10 protein-coding genes are annotated in these 16,896 nt (G+C 37.0%); 7 read left to right on the top strand and 3 right to left on the bottom strand.

What is annotated here, in order from left to right:
* Positions 1-59 precede the first annotated feature (59 nt).
* Together GVN22_RS07955 and GVN22_RS07950 are read right to left on the bottom strand one after the other, a co-directional pair.
* On the bottom strand, positions 60-1,259 hold the full coding sequence (locus tag GVN22_RS07955; protein ID WP_166550504.1) for a PAS domain-containing sensor histidine kinase: 1,200 nt from the start codon (positions 1,257-1,259) through the stop codon (positions 60-62).
* Positions 1,260-1,342: 83 nt separating this feature from the next.
* Entirely contained in the window at positions 1,343-5,890 is a 4,548-nt protein-coding gene (locus tag GVN22_RS07950) for a C25 family cysteine peptidase (protein ID WP_166550503.1), read from the bottom strand.
* A gap of 292 nt (positions 5,891-6,182) precedes the next feature.
* On the opposite strand from GVN22_RS07950, the gene GVN22_RS27860 reads away from it, so the two are divergent.
* The 5 genes from GVN22_RS27860 (at position 6,183) to GVN22_RS07925 (ending at position 13,642) form a co-directional block, all read left to right on the top strand.
* Positions 6,183-8,528, top strand: a complete 2,346-nt coding sequence (locus GVN22_RS27860; RefSeq protein WP_166550502.1) for an ATP-binding protein — start codon at positions 6,183-6,185, stop codon at positions 8,526-8,528.
* Positions 8,529-8,642: 114 nt separating this feature from the next.
* The gene (locus GVN22_RS07940; protein ID WP_166550501.1) at positions 8,643-9,575 is read left to right on the top strand and encodes a peptidoglycan bridge formation glycyltransferase FemA/FemB family protein; all 933 of its coding nucleotides are present in this window, start codon (positions 8,643-8,645) and stop codon (positions 9,573-9,575) included.
* Between the two features lie 365 nt (positions 9,576-9,940).
* Complete coding sequence (locus GVN22_RS07935; protein ID WP_095161887.1) at positions 9,941-10,318, top strand: PadR family transcriptional regulator; 378 nt, start codon at positions 9,941-9,943, stop codon at positions 10,316-10,318.
* A gap of 51 nt (positions 10,319-10,369) precedes the next feature.
* A complete protein-coding gene (locus GVN22_RS07930) occupies positions 10,370-12,799 on the top strand; it encodes a PspC domain-containing protein (protein ID WP_166550500.1) in 2,430 nt (809 codons plus the stop codon).
* A 132-nt stretch (positions 12,800-12,931) separates the two neighbouring features.
* Positions 12,932-13,642, top strand: coding sequence for a head GIN domain-containing protein (locus tag GVN22_RS07925; protein WP_166550499.1), 711 nt, complete (start codon positions 12,932-12,934; stop codon positions 13,640-13,642).
* Positions 13,643-14,042: 400 nt separating this feature from the next.
* Here the strand turns inward: GVN22_RS07925 and GVN22_RS07920 are convergent, their stop codons facing one another.
* Positions 14,043-14,507: a VOC family protein gene (locus tag GVN22_RS07920; RefSeq protein WP_166550498.1), complete on the bottom strand. Its 465-nt coding sequence runs from the start codon at positions 14,505-14,507 to the stop codon at positions 14,043-14,045.
* 358 nt (positions 14,508-14,865) lie between these two features.
* Here GVN22_RS07920 and GVN22_RS07915 point away from each other — a divergent pair, with 358 nt between their 5' ends.
* The gene (locus GVN22_RS07915) at positions 14,866-15,918 is read left to right on the top strand and encodes a transglutaminase domain-containing protein (RefSeq protein ID WP_166550497.1); all 1,053 of its coding nucleotides are present in this window, start codon (positions 14,866-14,868) and stop codon (positions 15,916-15,918) included.
* Positions 15,915-16,883, top strand: coding sequence for a YpdA family putative bacillithiol disulfide reductase (locus GVN22_RS07910; protein ID WP_166550496.1), 969 nt, complete (start codon positions 15,915-15,917; stop codon positions 16,881-16,883). The genes GVN22_RS07915 and GVN22_RS07910 overlap by 4 nt, the downstream gene beginning before the upstream one ends.
* The last annotated feature ends 13 nt before the right edge of the window (positions 16,884-16,896 follow it).

Raw genomic sequence — 16,896 nt, 5'->3', positions numbered from 1 at the left:
CTTATCTAATTTTGTTTGAAAAAATCGAAGGGCTTGAGATATATCTCAAGCCCTTCGATTTAAACTACTTCATCAGTCATTCCTGCGATAATTATTCTGAATGTAGTACCTTTCCCTACCTCCGAATACTTGACAAATAGCTTTCCATTGTGATAATTTTCGATAATACGTTTAGCTAAGGTTAATCCCAAACCCCAACCTCGCTTTTTGGTACTAAAACCTGCATTAAACACTTTACTCAGATTTTGTTTACTAATACCTTTTCCTGTGTCCGAAATATCAATAATAATCTGATTATGTTTCCCATTTTCCATGGTTACTTTCAATGCCCCAACACCTGTCATAGCATCTACCGCATTTTTACAGATATTTTCAATAACCCATTCAAACAAATACTTATTAATCTTAACGGTTGGATGCGTTAGATGATTTTCAATGGTAAGCGATACTTTCGAAGAGATTCTTCGTTTGAGATAGCTCAAAAATACCTCAACGGTCTCTGCTACATTTTCTTCTTTGAGTACAGGTATCGAACCTATGTTAGAAAAACGTGTCGTAATTACATCGAGTCGCTGGACATCCTTTTCTAATTCCTTTACGATTTCTGGATCAAAAGCTGGATCTGATTTAAAAAATTCTACCCACGCTGTTAATGAGGATAGAGGTGTTCCTAACTGATGTGCGGTTTCTTTGGCCAAACCTACCCATACTCTATTTTGCTCAGAACGGCGCGATGCATCAAAAAACAAATAGGCTGCCAAACCAAAAATCAAAACCACAATCAGCTGAAATACAGGGTAGTACCTAAGCATATTCAACAAATGGGAATTTCCATAATAGACATATTCTTTATGAAAATCCATGTCTAGCTCAATAGGGGGATTATCATCTCGCATGATTTCATTCAATTTATCCCTTAAAAAAGCTTGTTGCTCTTTCGAATTTAGTCCTGGCGGAATTTGGATACTTTCTGAGGCTGTCAAATACCCAGAGCCGTCCTTCAAAATGACAGGAATCGTGATATTCTCGTTAGCTTTTTTGATTTTCTCGAAAAAGAAATTTACATCTTTGTCCAAATCATTCGTCATCATAAATTTAAACGACTCAGCATAAATCTGAATTTGTTCCTTTTCTCGTTCTTCTAATTTCGAAACAATACGGTCAGTGAAGTACAAGGAAAATGCCCCAATAATAACGCAAACGAATAGAAAGGCGATTTTCCACCAAGTATTTTTACTATAAATATCGACTGTTAACATAGAATAGTTATTGAGCGAATTAGCGAATGGGTAATTTAGTGACTTTGACAAAAAGTATTTGAACAAGAATAAAAGGTCATTTTTTACTTTCTTTCCAATACGATTTTGCCAGTAAAGGTATCTGCTATCGACAACGAATCCTTTGATTCTTTATTTTGTAATGTTAGTTTGTAAAAATACTGCGCATTAGGCAAAAAATTACCTTCTTGATTTCTTCCATCCCAAAATATTTCTTTTTCGGTCGCATTTACGGTTTGTTGGACTTCGTAAAGCTTTTTTCCAGACACATCAAAAATTTGACAATTTGCCCAATATTCCCTTTCAGACAAATTTTCAAATCTCCATCTCGTCCAAGTATGTAATGGATTTGGAAAGACTTTTAATTGGATAGGAGTCATTTTTTCATCAATCACAATCTGAATTTGATACGCTTTGGACGCAACCTTCCCTCCCACTCCATCGCTAGCATTAATAGCTACCCAAACGGTATCTTTAAGCCAGTCTTTGGCTTGATATATTAGTTTTAGCTGTCCTTTTTCTTCTGATAAAAACGTCATGCTTAAGTGACTGCCAGAAACCCAATCACAAGTCTGACACTGTTTTATGGATACTTCTACATTTTCTTTTTTCAAAAAAACAAACCGATTATTATCCCATAATTCTATTTTCAATGGAGGGTTAGGGGGAAAATGCTCATAGTTTTGGGGAATTCTCTCATTCACCTGTACAAGCATTGTTGGGGCAATATTGTCTTGCTTGACTTTCACCAAAATTTGAGCAGAATTATTACTAAAATTAGCTTCATGTTTACGAGAAGGATTTACCACAAAACGTAAAACATAGTCACCAACCTGCTCAAATGCCTTTGATAATGTAGTAAGTGCCAAAGAATCATGTGCCATCAAAGACGGGAGTGTCTCCTTTTGCTCCTCTAAAATTTCGCCATTTCTTACAATTTGCCAATGCAAACTAGTAGTATCGCTCAAAGGTGAATCGGAGAGATTATAAATGTACCGCCTGATATTTAACGTTTGTTCAATCTCTACTTCGTGGGTATCTGTCGATGCCTCTATGGCTAAATCTGCATACGGTTTACCCAACACTCCCCAACGACGGAGTTGACTAGCCTGCTGAACTTGTTTTGCACTAAATTTTACTTGAATAGGACTCGCAAATATTTGGGACGATAAGGTTTGAAAAGATAGATTTTCTTGGAGTAAATAGCTTTTGTTATTAATATTTAGCTCATAGTTTTTAGCTTTTTCCAAAGATTGAAAATCTGTAAAAGCTCGTTCTACATCTTCCAATGTCCCCACTTGTGGAGGAATCATTTCCCAATTTTGACTTTCGGGCAAAAGATATAACGTATCACCAATGGCAGAGATAGCACTAGTACCAAATTTTTCAATGACGGTTTTCTTACCTTTTTGTACTGCTAACAAAAACGGAGCACCCAAGGGCAAAGCTTTGAGTTTGGGAATTGAAAAGCCTAAATTTTGCAAAGAAGTCCAAATATCTGCGGACCACTTTTGCATATCTACACGCCCATGCGACCATAGAATAATCCAATCTCCAGTTTTGAGTTTTTGTAGATAAGTCAACAAGGTATTTTCGCCCAACAATAGATTATCATTCAAATTTTGAATCCAATAAGGCGAATTTCCACAGCTCAATTGGGGCAAAATAAGATAGGGTTTTAATTGTGTGTCGAGCGTAATGGCGTTGAGGCTACTCCAAGGATAGCACAAGCCGTTACCCATCCATTGTTGATCATTGACTTTAGCCCAACCCAAATAATTACTTTGAGGAATATCTGCGCCAGGTACGTACAAAGCTATTTTAAGCGTATCAGGTTGTAATTTCCACTTACTTTTATCCCATGTAATTCCTGAAGTTTTTATGGTTTGAAAATGCTCAGATGTTCGCTGAATCCAACCCAAAGAACTATTGGGTATATAGGTAAACGCTCCATGTTGCAAGACACTATCCTCAACAATCATCCGCCAATAATAAGTCATTGTATCCTTGGCAATACTTTTGAATAAATGGCGAAAAATACCTTGGTTGGTAATCGTTTTTTGCAAAAGAATAGACTTGAAATTTGACTGATCAGCAACCTGCAATTTCAACAAACCCGCTATATTCTTGGTGCCTTCTAACCAAATTTCTGGCTTTGACACAATCGCCCAATTGCTTGGATAAAACAGTTCTAAGGCTTTTTTCAGATGAATATCTTTGAGTTCAATAGCATTGTTTTTCGTATTCACTTCTTTCAAAACGCCCTCTTCGTCAAGCAATAATCGAAGATTGATTGTATCATTTTGCCAGATAGGATTTAATGGAATTTTCAAAATGATAGCATCAGTATTGGTCAAGGATTTTTCATACATTTTTTGAAAAACATCTTGTTGGTTTACATATAGATGAATCGAAAATGGAAGTTGGGTAGCCTTACCATAGTTTATCATCGAAAAAGTTACTTTTAATGAATCCTGCTGGACGTCTACACTCAGACTATTTTTCACAAAAGCCACATCTGGCAACGCTATCGCTTTGAATAGCCGAATGGCAGGGTCACCTTGTAATGTAAATTGTTGTAAGGTAGTTTTGAGATAAGGATCAATAGGTTGATTTTGAAGTAGCTGTGCATGAACTTCCCCTAAAGTTTGAGATAAATCCCTTTGAAATAATTGCTGATAAAGGGTCTTTGAAAAAGAATACAAGGAATTTGGATATGCCAAATGGGTATGAGCCATAAACGCAATAGCACCACGATCGGGAGACAATAACCAATCGGTACTCAATGCCTTTTTTTCTGTAAAAAAATCGCCTGCATCACAACCATTTACTAACACAAACGGGTATTTCCCTTGGTTTTGATACCCCAAATCGGGATTGCTCGCATAGCCAATATCAAGGTCGAGTTGACCAATTGCCGAATGTCCAAACAGTGTAATCATTCCAATGCCTTGATTCACTTCTTCAGACACGTTGCGCACTTCCACATAAGCATCGGTTTGTTTGCCAATCGTATGAACTACCAAATCTTGTTTTTGGGCGATACCTGCCAAGGAATCCAAATAATTTCGAAATAAAGTTTGCTCTATTCCATATCTACCACCACTCAAATGCAAAAGTTGTTTGCGTCCCAAATAGGTATTTTCCTCCTTTTCAAAAGTAATTACTTTGTTTAGATAAGCCTCCACTTCGGTATTCGTCTCGGCAGGTATTCGACCAATCGACTTATTCGTCCCTATAACAAAAGGCGTATCCGAACAAGGATAGCCATTGGTTGGAACCCAATCTCTAGCATAAGCTGATGAGATCTTCCGTGCCATTTGGGGATAGGCGGCAGTACCAAGTAGCAAGATCGTTACAGGCTTGGCGTGGCTTTGAAAAAGAGAAAAATATCGATAAAATGCTAGCGTTGATTTGTCTCCATGGTTAAAATAGTCATATAACATACGGCTAGTTACCACTTCACAACGATAGGCTCCGCCAGCTTGGGAGCTTCGGTAACTAGCATAATTTTGGGCACTTTTCCATAAATTTTCGTGAGTGACAATCAAAAAGTTAGCCGTAGTATCAGGTTGCCAATTACGAATTGGAGATAGTTTTGTTACCTCTACAGGCTTTTCCCACAAAACTATTTGAGTAGCTTTCGTAAAAAGTGTATCTCTTATTTGAGGTATATTTTCGGGAAAAATATCCTGAGAAATATTCCATACGTTGAGCGTTTGGGAGCTCATCGGGATTTTTTTGAGAAAAGCCGATTTCCAAAAATATTGTCCTTCTTTCTGAGCAAAAGGATAAGCATAATCATAGTTGAAACTTGCTATGGCAAATAATGCCTCTGCACCTTTTATCTCCAAAACATTTCCTTTACTGAGCAACAGCACACCGCTTATATCCTTACATTCAGCAGGTTGTAGTTCGACCGTTGAAATCACTTGTGAATCTTGAGTTATTTGCAGCATCTGCTTTGTGCGCTTTTGACTTATGAGTCTTACTTTAAAATTGAGTGTATCTCCTATCAGTTCAGGAGAGTCGAAGAGGAATCGTGCGGGAGCGTTTTCTGTAAAACTCTTGCTCATCCAGCCTTCTGCTTGTTGATAATTGGAGTCCCAAATTTGTTCATTATCAAAAGGTGTTAAAACCAAGCCTGCAAAATAATTATTAGAAAATACCTGAACTTGATTTTTCTGTGTTCTCAAACTCAAAGGATAATTTTCAAGCAAGTTTTGCCTTTCAGTTCGTATTCTAAATACCGATTTTTGTGAAGGCTCGTATGTCAACACATAAGTAGCAGTATCAGAAAAAAGATTGTAGGAAGGATTGGCTTGAGCTTGTGAAGATTCATATAAAGAAGAGTCGGTAGTCCCATCATTGGGTTTTCCCCAAAACAATAGATAGTCTCCTGATGCGAAATAGGAATCATTTTTGCTGTGAATTTCTAGCGCAACTTCTTGTCCTTGCCGATAGAGATGGATATATTGGTGCTCGATAAGGTATGGCCAAAAATTCTGAAGCGTTTCGTATCTGATTTGACACACCGCATTTTGAGTAACAGGAGCGTTGAGCGCTGGATAATAAGTAGTTACTTGAGCAAAACAGCCCAGTACCTTGCTCATAAAAAGCAAACTAAGAAAAATGACTTTTTTCATAAACGTAGGCGTAAACTAGAATTTAGTATAGAATTATTTGAATGGAAATTTACAAAAAAACTTAAAAGTTCTCAAGAAAGCGAAAAAAATCACAAGCTTTACCTAAAAATTATTAAGCTTCCTATACACTCTACTTGATTTTGTATCACAGTTATTTTAAGTTTATAAATGCAGAAATGATTCTTTGATTACAATTTCGAATCATTTGTAACTCATTATCTTTGCCGATAAATTCGATTATTTAAAACTTTAAACTAAAGTGTTTTTAAAAAAATATACCCACTGGCAATTTAATACCTTAAACCCTTCCGATTTAGAAGAGTTTGAAGCAGACCGTTTGTCTTTTCAAACGCGAGCAATTGTTTTTGCTTTGAAGATTGGCATTATTATGATGCCATTATTGACTATCAGTGATATTATCGCACTTAAAGATATTCTTACGCCTAATGGTTGGACGGGCTATTTGGCTGGACTCTCATCTATTGAACTACTTTTTATTCTTGCTCATGCTCAAATTGGAAAGCTAATTCCACAGCCACAAAAAATTAGTAGCCTAAAGGCGTGGATTACCTTGGCTGTTCTCACTTTGACCATAATGCAATATGTTACTGCCTTTATGGCAAAATATTATGGAGCAGAATTGTCGATGATAGCCTTAGCGATTTCATATTTCAACCTTTCTTTTATGCTCAATGCCAAAGAAAGGCTCTATTACAATATTATCTGTTTGGCATTTTTCTTCTTGGGCTATCTTACGATTTTCCCTAAAGAACATATCCTTTTGGACACCATGTTGGTGGCGGTTGGACTGAGTGTTACTCTATACTTTGCTGGCGATATTATTTATAAATTACAATTAGAAAAGTTTGCTCAAAATAGACTCTTATTGAATCAAACCAAAGAGCAAAATGTGCAGTTGAAACGAGCCATTCGTAATCAAAAAGATATTTTGGAGGTACTTTGTAAAGAAATGGGCGTGAGTACCGACGCACTCGACTTTGACAATACCGACGCTTTGGGCTATCAAACTAAAGCATTGTTATTACGCTTTGCAGAATACAAACAACAAATTCTTGAATCAAAAGAGCGCTATCAAGACCTCTTTATGAATATGAATGATGGTGTTGCTATTTTGTCAGAAAAAGGTGTTGTAAAAGAAGCAAATGATACCTTTTTGCAAATTTTAGGCATCAATAGAGATGAAATGACCACCTTTGATTTGGGACGTCTGGTACATCCCGACGATCGAGAACATTCAAATAGTTACTTAAAGAAATTATTGACTGAAGGGTTTTATAAAAACTATGTAGGAAGAGTCGTTCGAGGTGATGGAGAAATTCGTTACTTGGAAGTAAACTCGACTGCGATTATCGAAAATGGAGAGTTTAAGGGTTCGAGAGATATTATTCGAGATATTACTCATCGTCGACTAGCAGAACAAGCACTTGAAGAAGCACGCAATGCCGAAAAACAATTCTTGTCGACCATGAGTCATGAGATTCGTACGCCTTTGAATGCTATCATTGGAATCACGCACTTGTTGTACGATACGCATCCTAATCCTCAGCAAGTTGAGTATTTTGACATCTTGAAAAACTCATCGCAGTTTTTGCTCAACTTGATTACCGATTTATTGGATTTTGCGAAAATGGATGCTGGAAAAATCACAGCACATCCAAAAGACTTTGACTTAAAAGGGCTGCTCAAAACCATTCAGCAAACCTTCCAAATGAAGGTTACACCAAAAGGATTGGATGTAGACTTTATGGCAGATATGCGTATGGACCAATTTTATCATGGCGATGAAACGCTTATCTACCAAGTACTTTTCAATTTGCTAGGTAATGCCGATAAGTTTACTGAAAAAGGTAAAATTGGACTAAAAGTAAAAATCGTAGAAAGAAGCGAAGAGGATACCCTTTTTGAGTTCCAAGTATTTGACACAGGTATGGGTATTCCTGCTGATAAGATTGATTTGATTTTTAATAAGTTTACCCAAATTCATGATAAAAATAAAATCAAAACGCCTGGTACAGGTTTAGGGCTATCTATTTGCAAACAAATCATTGAATATTTAGGTGGTACAATTTGGGTAGAAAGCGTTGAAGGAAAAGGTACTAAGTTTTTCTTTACACTTCGTCTACCAAAAGCTGTTTCGGCTAACGGACTAGCGCTAGAAGAACCTTTGGCTTTGACCGAAACCAAAAAAGCCTCTGAACCGAGCTCAGTGCTTGAAGGCTTCAAAATATTGTTGGTAGAAGACAACGAACTGAATCGTAAATACGCCACGACCTTACTCAAAAAATGGAAAATAGAATATGACATGGCGTTTGATGGCGCGGAAGCTTGCCAGAAAGTCCTCGATAAAAAATATGATTTGATTTTGATGGATATTCAAATGCCAATTATGGATGGCTACGAAGCTACAATCAAGATTACCAATACCGAAAACCCTAATAAAAATACGCCAATCGTAGCACTTACTGCTAGCGCCTTAGTCACCCAAAAAGACAAGGCTTTGGAATGTGGTATGTCCGATTATCTCAGCAAACCATTTACGCCAGTGCAACTCAAAAGTGTTCTGAGTAAGTTTGCTATCATGTAAGCCTTTTGAGTGATGAGTTTTGAGTTGTGAGTTTTGAATAAAACATAAACTATTAATTACCAACGACTTAACCTTATAGCTCATCACTCATAACTCATCACTCAAAACTTTCCCATGCTACACTTATTAAATCACTACGCCACTCAGGAAGAGTGTTCGTTTACACTATCTTTATTTTTTCAACCAGAACATTTACGTTGGCAGTCTACTAGGCAAGCTGTAGGGTTTGCGTGGCAAAGTAATGACAATGCTAAATGGCAGGCTTTAGCCTATTTCTGGCTTGAAAATCAACAGGCAAAGAGTCCATTCGCAGCTAGTTTCGGAGGTTTTGATTTTGATAATGAACTTTCAGACAAACAGCTTTTTGCCTTCGTTGAAGCGGTATTTTACTGGTTAAAAACGCAACAAATTCATACTGTTCAAATCATTCAAGCTCCTGTTTGCTACCAAGTCCATTATCCAAGACTACAAAAAGTATTAGCTTTCTTTTCTACAAATATCATTTCCGAAACCAACCAACATTTGATTGTTTCGGATATACCTTTTTCGAAAATCATAAACCCTACGGCTAAACGACGTTTGGCTAAGTGTGAAAAAGAAGACTTTACGCTGGACATTAATTTGCAAAAACTTCATGAGCAATATGATTTTATTAAAAAAGCACGATTCGCTAAAGGAATTCCATTGACCATTTCCCAAATAAGGTTTTTGTCTCTTTTTGAGACATTTCCTGAAAGCTTCATCCCTTTTACCCTATACCATAAGCATCAAATTATTACAACTTGTACGGCTGTAGTGGTTGTTCCTCAACAAATCTTATACTACTTTCTTCCTGCGAGTGATATCGCTTATAATACTTTCAGTCCAAGTATTTTACTGATAAAACACTTATATGAGTATGCTCAAACAAATCATTTTCAAATCTTAGACTTAGGTATTTCATCAGTCAATGGTATTTTGAATGAAAGTTTATTTCGATTCAAAAGAAATCTTGGTGCCTTCACTACCACCAAACCAACTGGAAAGTTTGAGCTATTAGATCGTTGATTTTGAAGCCGTTTAAACAGCTTCTTTAACTATTTTCTTGTAAAACCTAGACCTTTTCACTTTGTCCCTTCGCGATTTTGTATCTTTTTACAAAATCGTTTTGCTAAGGCCTTACTTCTTATTTTTCAACAAGTCAAAATTTTACCATTCAACCGTTTTTCTAACCATTTATCCAGCTTGGACAAAAAAAATCTCTATAGTACTTTGCATTGCATAGTACCTTTTTATATCTTTGAACTAAGGATTACCCAGTAGTGGGTATTATCCAAATAAATCGACTAATCACCGCAGTAGACTGACAGAGCAAGAAATCTGTATTTTACTGCTTTTTGCTAACAGTCTAGGCTAAAAAATATTTAGAAACTATGGATTTGGAAAATGCCAAAGTGCAGATGCGGAAGGGAATTTTGGAATTCTGCATTCTGCAAATCATATCGAGAGGCGAAGTATATGCCTCGGATATGCTCGAAGAACTAACCTCTGCCAAGATTATGGTCGTAGAAGGAACGCTTTATCCTTTGTTGACTCGCCTTAAAAACTCTGGCTTGTTAGATTACAAATGGGTAGAATCGTCGTCAGGACCTCCACGTAAGTATTATGTTTTGACAGACAATGGTAAAACTTTTCTTGAACAACTCGAAACTACGTGGAAAGAATTACAAGAATCAGTTGCTCAAATTATTCTAGACAGCTACCACAAAAAGCAAGAGGCAAGCAACACCGAAACGGAAGAACAAGCCTAATTTAACCTTAAACCAATATTCACACAGCGTGAGCATAAATTGAATTTTGCGATGAAAAAGACCATTTCTATCAATATAGCAGGTATTATTTTCCATATAGAGGAAGATGGATACGAAAAATTGGGGCTTTATCTCAAGGCTATCCAATCGCACTTTGCTTCTTATGAAGGTTCAAAAGAAATTACCGAAGACATTGAATCTCGTATAGCAGAAAAATTTTGGGATAAACAAAAACGTGATGCCAAACAAGCAATCACTTTAGAAGATGTGGATTCTCTTATTGCTTCAATGGGAACAGTATCTGATTTTGAAGCAATTCAAGAAGAAGAAGATTTAGTGACAGAAGAAAAAGCACAACAAACTGCCCAATCAACACAATCTGAGCAAAAATATACGACTTCTGAACAATACGAATATCCAAAATTTGAAACTGCTAAAAAGCTTTATAGAGACACACAGCGTAAACTTTTGGGTGGCGTTTGTGCAGGCTTTGCACATTATTTGGGTATCGATGCGCTTTGGGTACGTTTGATTTTCTTAATCACTTTCTTAGGTCTAAGTCCGTTAACAGAATCGCCATTGAGTGGGGTAATCTTCGTTTTATATATTGCTTCATGGATTGCCTTTCCTGCGAATGCTTTCTTGGAAGAAGACGATACAGTGAAGAAGTTTTACCGTAACCCCGACCATAAAGTACTAGGTGGCGTAGTGAGTGGCGTATCTTCTTACACAGGTTTTGATTTGGGAATGTTACGCTTTGTATTTGTTCTTTTGATTTTTGCTTTTGGTTCGGGCATTGTTATCTATTTGATTCTATGGGCAATTGCTCCAGAAGCAAAAACCATCACCGATAAAATGCAAATGACAGGAGAGCCCATTACTTTGGAGAATATCGAGAGCAATATCAAACGTACGCTTAATACCGAAAACAAGCCTGAAGATACCCTAACCAAAGTATTATTGTTACCATTCAGAATGATTTCGCAGGTATTTAAAGCGCTTGGTCCTATTGCAAACTTTGCGATTATCTCATTTAGATTCTTTGCTGGTGGTATGATGATTTTCACATCTCTAGTAACCATCGTAGCGCTATTTTTCTCTTTATTCGTTGGTTTTACGGCGCTCGAAACAGCAAATGTGTACATTGGCGACAACCTACCTTTAGGTTTTTTGGCTCGTGATGCCTCACCTTTTATGTTCATAGCTGGGTTTTTAGCAGCTATTGCTCCTGCTATTGCGGTTGGTATTGCGGGGATTTCCTTAATTATTCGTCGTAATATCTTTACTTCGGTAGTTTGGCAAAGTTTACTTGGTATTTTTATAATAGGTCTGTTTGGATCTATGTACACAGGTATTAGTTATGCCAAAAACTTCTCAAGAAGTGCCAGCATTCAACAATCGTCTAACCTTGATTTTGGCAAAAAAACGCCTTTATTCATAATCAAACATGTTTCTGACCATGTAGAATTTGTGCCATCGCTCGAAATTATCGGCTATGAAGGAGACGCATACAAACTTGAAAAGGAGTATTATGCAAAAGGTATTGATAAAAAAGATGCAGAAAAAAATGCATCAGAAATACTTTATACCTACTCAAAAGTTGATTCAGTTTTATCTTTTGACGAAGAGTATGAGTTTACCGAAAATGCTCGTTTCCGTGCCCAACGTGTTCGTTTGAGATTGTATATTCCATACGAGAAACCATTTAGTATGACCAGAGAATTTGCTTCGTTCATCGAGAATAGAATCTCTGGAGGATACTTTGATGGTGAAAAGGACTTGTTTAAAGGCTCTTTGTGGCAGTTTACTCGTGAAGGCGAACTTGTATGTTTAAACCGTTTCCCTGTAGAAAACAATTATGATAACGATAGCAACTCTTCTGATGATGAGACTGATTTCGCACCTAATGACTTTGTACAAAAATTCCCGCTCAAAGACTTCGACAAAGTCCAATCAGCTATAGAAACTCCTTCTGAAGTATATATTCATTTTGGAGAAAATTACAAAGTAGAAGTTGGCGGAGACCAAAAAGATGTGGAAAACATCGTTGCAGAGGTAAAAGAAAGAAAATTAACTATTTCGCAAAAGAGTCCAAGTAAACAAGCTGGTTTCTTGACGGTGCATATTACACTACCCAACCTTTCATACTTAAATCTTGAAAAAGGCTTTGGCAATGTCAGAATCAAAGATATTCAGGCTGACAACTTCCAATTAGATACCAAAGGACAATATAAAATTCGTGCTACGGGTCATCTGGGTAATCTTACAGCTGAGCTTGCAGGATTAACTAATTTGGAAGCTTTTGAACTAAATATCGAAAATGCCAAAATCAATGCTGCTGAAAATGCGCATGTGGAAGTTGATGTAAATCAAAATCTGGAAGCTAAGGCTTCTGGCGTTGCGCAAATTCGTTACAAAGGAAGTCCAAACCTTCAAAAAACGATTAAAGATAATGGTGTAATCAAACCTGAAAGAGATTAGATCAGCATAATAGAGGCATAATGTCAAACGCGTTATGCCTCTATTTTTAAAATACTTTTGTTTTTTTTCTACATCATGCAACCTTCCTAAGTCTCTTTGCATCTTATCGACAAATCATAATCATCAATTAATATGAAACTTCAAACCTACTTTCGCCAAGCTATCATGGCTGGTGCCTTATTTTTAGGAGCTAATTTGGCTCAAGCTCAAAGCCAAAAAGATTTTAATCTTTCAGGATTCAACGAAATTGAGATGTCAAGCGCATTTGTGATTGATGTAACTCAGGGCAGTACTTTTAAAGTACATGCAGATGCCGAAAGAAGCGAAGATCTAGAAGATTTAGAAGTTAAAGTATCAGGCAAACGTCTGATTGCCCGCTACAAAGACAAGGGTAGCTGGGGTTGGAATAAAAACCGTAAAAGAGTACATTTTACCATTGTTGTTCCAGACATCAAAGTGTTAGATTTTTCGGGCGCAACAAAATCAAAAATCTCTGGTTTTAACGACTTAGAATATTTGAAAGTGCAATTTTCGGGTGCATCTAGCTCAGAAATTAGTGTTAATGTTGATAAATTACTATTCGATATTTCAGGAGCTTCTAACGTAACACTTAGAGGAAAAGGTAGCATTATGAAGCTTGATGCTTCAGGAGCTAGTAAGTTCAACGCGCTTGATTTTGTAGCAAAAGACGCCGATTTGGATGTTTCAGGTGCTACAAGTGTACGTGTAAATGCTTCAAAAACATTGAACGTTGAAGCTAGTGGTGCATCTTCAGTACGTTACAGAGGTACTCCTTCGGTACGTAGCGACGCATCTGGCGCCTCATCAGTAAGAAGTGAATAGGCTGCTGTTAAACCTCTTTAAATACTTTTAATACAAACGAGCAGTCCCATCTGGAATAAAATTCAGATGGGACTGCTCGTTTATAATGGGATATTGTGTGAAAATATTTTCAAATTCCAAACTTGGTTTGGAGACGTAAGCATTACGTCTCTACGGAGGGAGAAAATTATTTTCCCGAAAATTCTACCATTTTCAAATCTTCAAATCACCACATTTTCAAATTTAAAAACTTGGTTTGGAGACGTAAGCATTACGTCTCTACAATCGACTAGTTCGAGACTTAGTCTCGGACTCATAGTTTGCTCAGTTTCTAAACTTTATTGAAAAATAAGTCCAAGACTAAGTCTTGAACTAGTATGGTTCCACCATTTTCAAATCTTCAAATCACCAAATTTTCAAATTATCTTTTCGGTTCATTCAATTCAATCACATAGCCATCTGGGTCGGTTACATAGATTTGATAAGCACCATCAAATCGCTGTTGACGATGATAAGGAACTTCTTTTGACTTCAAAAACGCCTCGATACCATCAGCAGAATTACTTGGAATAGTCAGTGAAAAGTGCGCTCCATTTCTATCGTTATTACTCACAGGGTCTTTGCGACCAAGCAATAAATGTAACTCCTGTCCTGGAGCTATCTGAAACCATCTACGTATTGAAATTAAGTTATCTGGCACTGTCACAGGTGACAAACCGATAATTTCCCGATAAAAAGCTGCACTGACTTTGAGGTCTTTTACCGCCAATCCAACGTGATTATATGACAAAATGGTAATTCCTTTGGGTGTATCTTGTGCCAACGCACTTTCTGTACCGATTCCAGCAAAAGCTAACGCCAGTAAAGGCAAATATGACAATTTCATAGTTATTAGGGTATTTAGTTGATTATCAAAATTTTATACAATGGTAAGATGTGTAATTAATAGAAAGATTAAATCTTGAAAAAATATTTCTAACAAATGACTTCATTTTATTTGAAAAACTTGCCCCGAACTTTATATTTTTATAGTAGTAAAATTTTACATCCTCACAATCATAGACGGTTTGCGTGAAAGATGCAGCAATTCTATGGATATTTTTGCTAATTCGTATGCCTAATGCTTGGCGCCTACAGCCCCAAGCAATATTCTAGTATAAGCATAGAGCGAATTTCGCTAATATGGTTTGCGTGAAACTTGAGAACGTGTATTCTGACTGGACCATTTTTTAGACTGATTTTTAATGAAATACATAACATATTTATTCTTACTGAGTATTTCGGTAAATTCTTTTGCCCAAAACTCTGTAAAGCAATTATCCTTACAACTAACACAATCTGCTCCAAACGATTCCTTGAAAGTAGCAGCTATTTTCGAGTGGATTACTGGCTCCATCCAATACGATTTGGAGACTTTTCAGCAACGGCTTCCCACCCTCGATTTGGGTAATTCTCAATCCAGCGCTGTGGTTCTCAATACTCGAAAAGCGATTTGTGGGGGCTACTCCAATCTTTTTTATGACCTCTGCAAATACGCAGGAATCAAAACCCAAGTGATTGAGGGTTTGGGCAAAATTCGCAATTCATCCAATCCTTCCGACTCTACTTTTCGGATAGAAAGCCATGCTTGGAATGCCGTAAAACTCAACGAAAAATGGTACTTGCTCGACCTCACATGGAGTTCGGGGGCGATGATTAACAACACCTACCAGCAACGTCGTTCATGGGAGTTTTACATGATTTCTCCTGCGGTTTTCTTACTAACCCACTACCCTAGCGACCCTGTATGGCAGTTACAAAAAAGAATTATTTCGTATGAAGAATTTGTCAAAGGAAGCCCTTTTTTGAAAACAAAAAGATTTGATTACGAAAGAATTTTGGCTCAATATGAGAGTCTGGACTCCACCACTCAGGTGTTGGAAACCCAAGAACGAATCATTGCTCATGACCCCAAAAACGATAATGCCCACAATATGTTAGGGTATTTTTATGCTACTCGCTCCACCAAAACACTGGAAGAGTACACCGTCATATCACGCTTGATAAGAGAGAAAAAAAATCCTAAAGAACAACAGTCCTTGGCTTTACAGTACAAAAACAAAATGTTTGAACTACTCAACAAAGCCGAAATGGAACTAAACAAGTCCTTAGATTATTATAATCATATAGGTCCTTTGGCTCAAATAAAAGGTGTTTTAGATAATAAAAATGCTATTTATAACAACTTAGAGGCAATTCGAAAGGACAAAGAAATGATGAACAGATACTTTGCCATTTTAGGTCGAAACAAACGATGAACAACTACGATGTAATTATTATTGGTGCAGGCCCAATTGGATTAGCTTGTGGACTAGAAGCTCAAGAAGCGGGTCTCAGTTATTTGATTTTGGAAAAAGGATGTTTGGTCAACTCTCTCTACAACTATCCCGCTAACATGACCTTTTTTAGTACTTCAGAAAGACTAGAAATTGGAAATGTTCCTTTTGTTTCTAACAATGCCAAACCAACGCGTGCGGAAGCGTTAGAGTATTATCGTCGTGTAGCGGTACACCGTAAACTAGCCATCAATTTATTTGAAACCGTTGAGTCGGTTACTTCACAAGAAAACTTGTATCAAATCACTACAAGTAAGGCACAGTATTCATGTAAAAGCATCGTTATTGCTACAGGTTTTTATGATATTCCTTATCTGATGGAGGTTGAGGGCGAAGATTTGCCCAAAGTAACGCACTATTACGAAGAACCGCATTTTTATTCTATGCAAAATGTACTCGTGGTAGGTGCCAATAACTCTGCCGTAGATGCTGCCTTAGAAACATGGCGTAAAGGTGCCAATGTTACCATGGTTGTCAGAAGCGAAGGAATTGGTGAAAGAGTAAAATATTGGGCAAAACCTGATATTGAAAATCGTATCAAAGAAGGCTCTATTCAAGCATTTTTTAACTCAGAAGTAGCAGCGATTCGTCAGCATGAGGTAGACATCAAAACGCCTGAAGGTATCGTTACGATTCCAAATGACTATGTAATTGCCATGACAGGCTATCAGCCTAATCTAACTTTCTTGGAGAAAATGGGCATTGAGCTTTCTCAGGATGAGATTCGTAAACCATTTTATAATGACAAAACGCAAGAAACCAACTTGCCAAACGTATTCTTAGCTGGGGTTATTTGTGGTGGTATGAATACCCACTCTTTATTTATCGAAAATTCCCGTGTGCACGCCACGCATATTATGGATACTTTGAAAAAGCGGTTTCTGTAAATAAAAGCAAAAA

The organism is Cellulophaga sp. BC115SP (assembly GCF_009905545.1).
GTDB lineage: Bacteria > Bacteroidota > Bacteroidia > Cytophagales > Spirosomataceae > Flectobacillus > Flectobacillus rivi.
This window is presented reverse-complemented; position numbering and strand designations above follow the sequence as displayed.

What these genes read in the sequence shown, in the direction of transcription:
- GVN22_RS07930 (WP_166550500.1), top strand. Translation starts at nt 10,370, where the DNA reads ATGAAAAAGACCATTTCTATCAATATAGCAGGTATTATTTTCCATATA.
- GVN22_RS07925 (WP_166550499.1), top strand. Translation starts at nt 12,932, where the DNA reads ATGAAACTTCAAACCTACTTTCGCCAAGCTATCATGGCTGGTGCCTTA.
- GVN22_RS07955 (WP_166550504.1), bottom strand. Translation starts at nt 1,259, where the DNA reads ATGTTAACAGTCGATATTTATAGTAAAAATACTTGGTGGAAAATCGCC.
- GVN22_RS07940 (WP_166550501.1), top strand. Translation starts at nt 8,643, where the DNA reads ATGCTACACTTATTAAATCACTACGCCACTCAGGAAGAGTGTTCGTTT.
- GVN22_RS07950 (WP_166550503.1), bottom strand. Translation starts at nt 5,890, where the DNA reads ATGAGCAAGGTACTGGGCTGTTTTGCTCAAGTAACTACTTATTATCCA.
- GVN22_RS07920 (WP_166550498.1), bottom strand. Translation starts at nt 14,507, where the DNA reads ATGAAATTGTCATATTTGCCTTTACTGGCGTTAGCTTTTGCTGGAATC.
- GVN22_RS07935 (WP_095161887.1), top strand. Translation starts at nt 9,941, where the DNA reads ATGGATTTGGAAAATGCCAAAGTGCAGATGCGGAAGGGAATTTTGGAA.
- GVN22_RS07915 (WP_166550497.1), top strand. Translation starts at nt 14,866, where the DNA reads ATGAAATACATAACATATTTATTCTTACTGAGTATTTCGGTAAATTCT.
- GVN22_RS07910 (WP_166550496.1), top strand. Translation starts at nt 15,915, where the DNA reads ATGAACAACTACGATGTAATTATTATTGGTGCAGGCCCAATTGGATTA.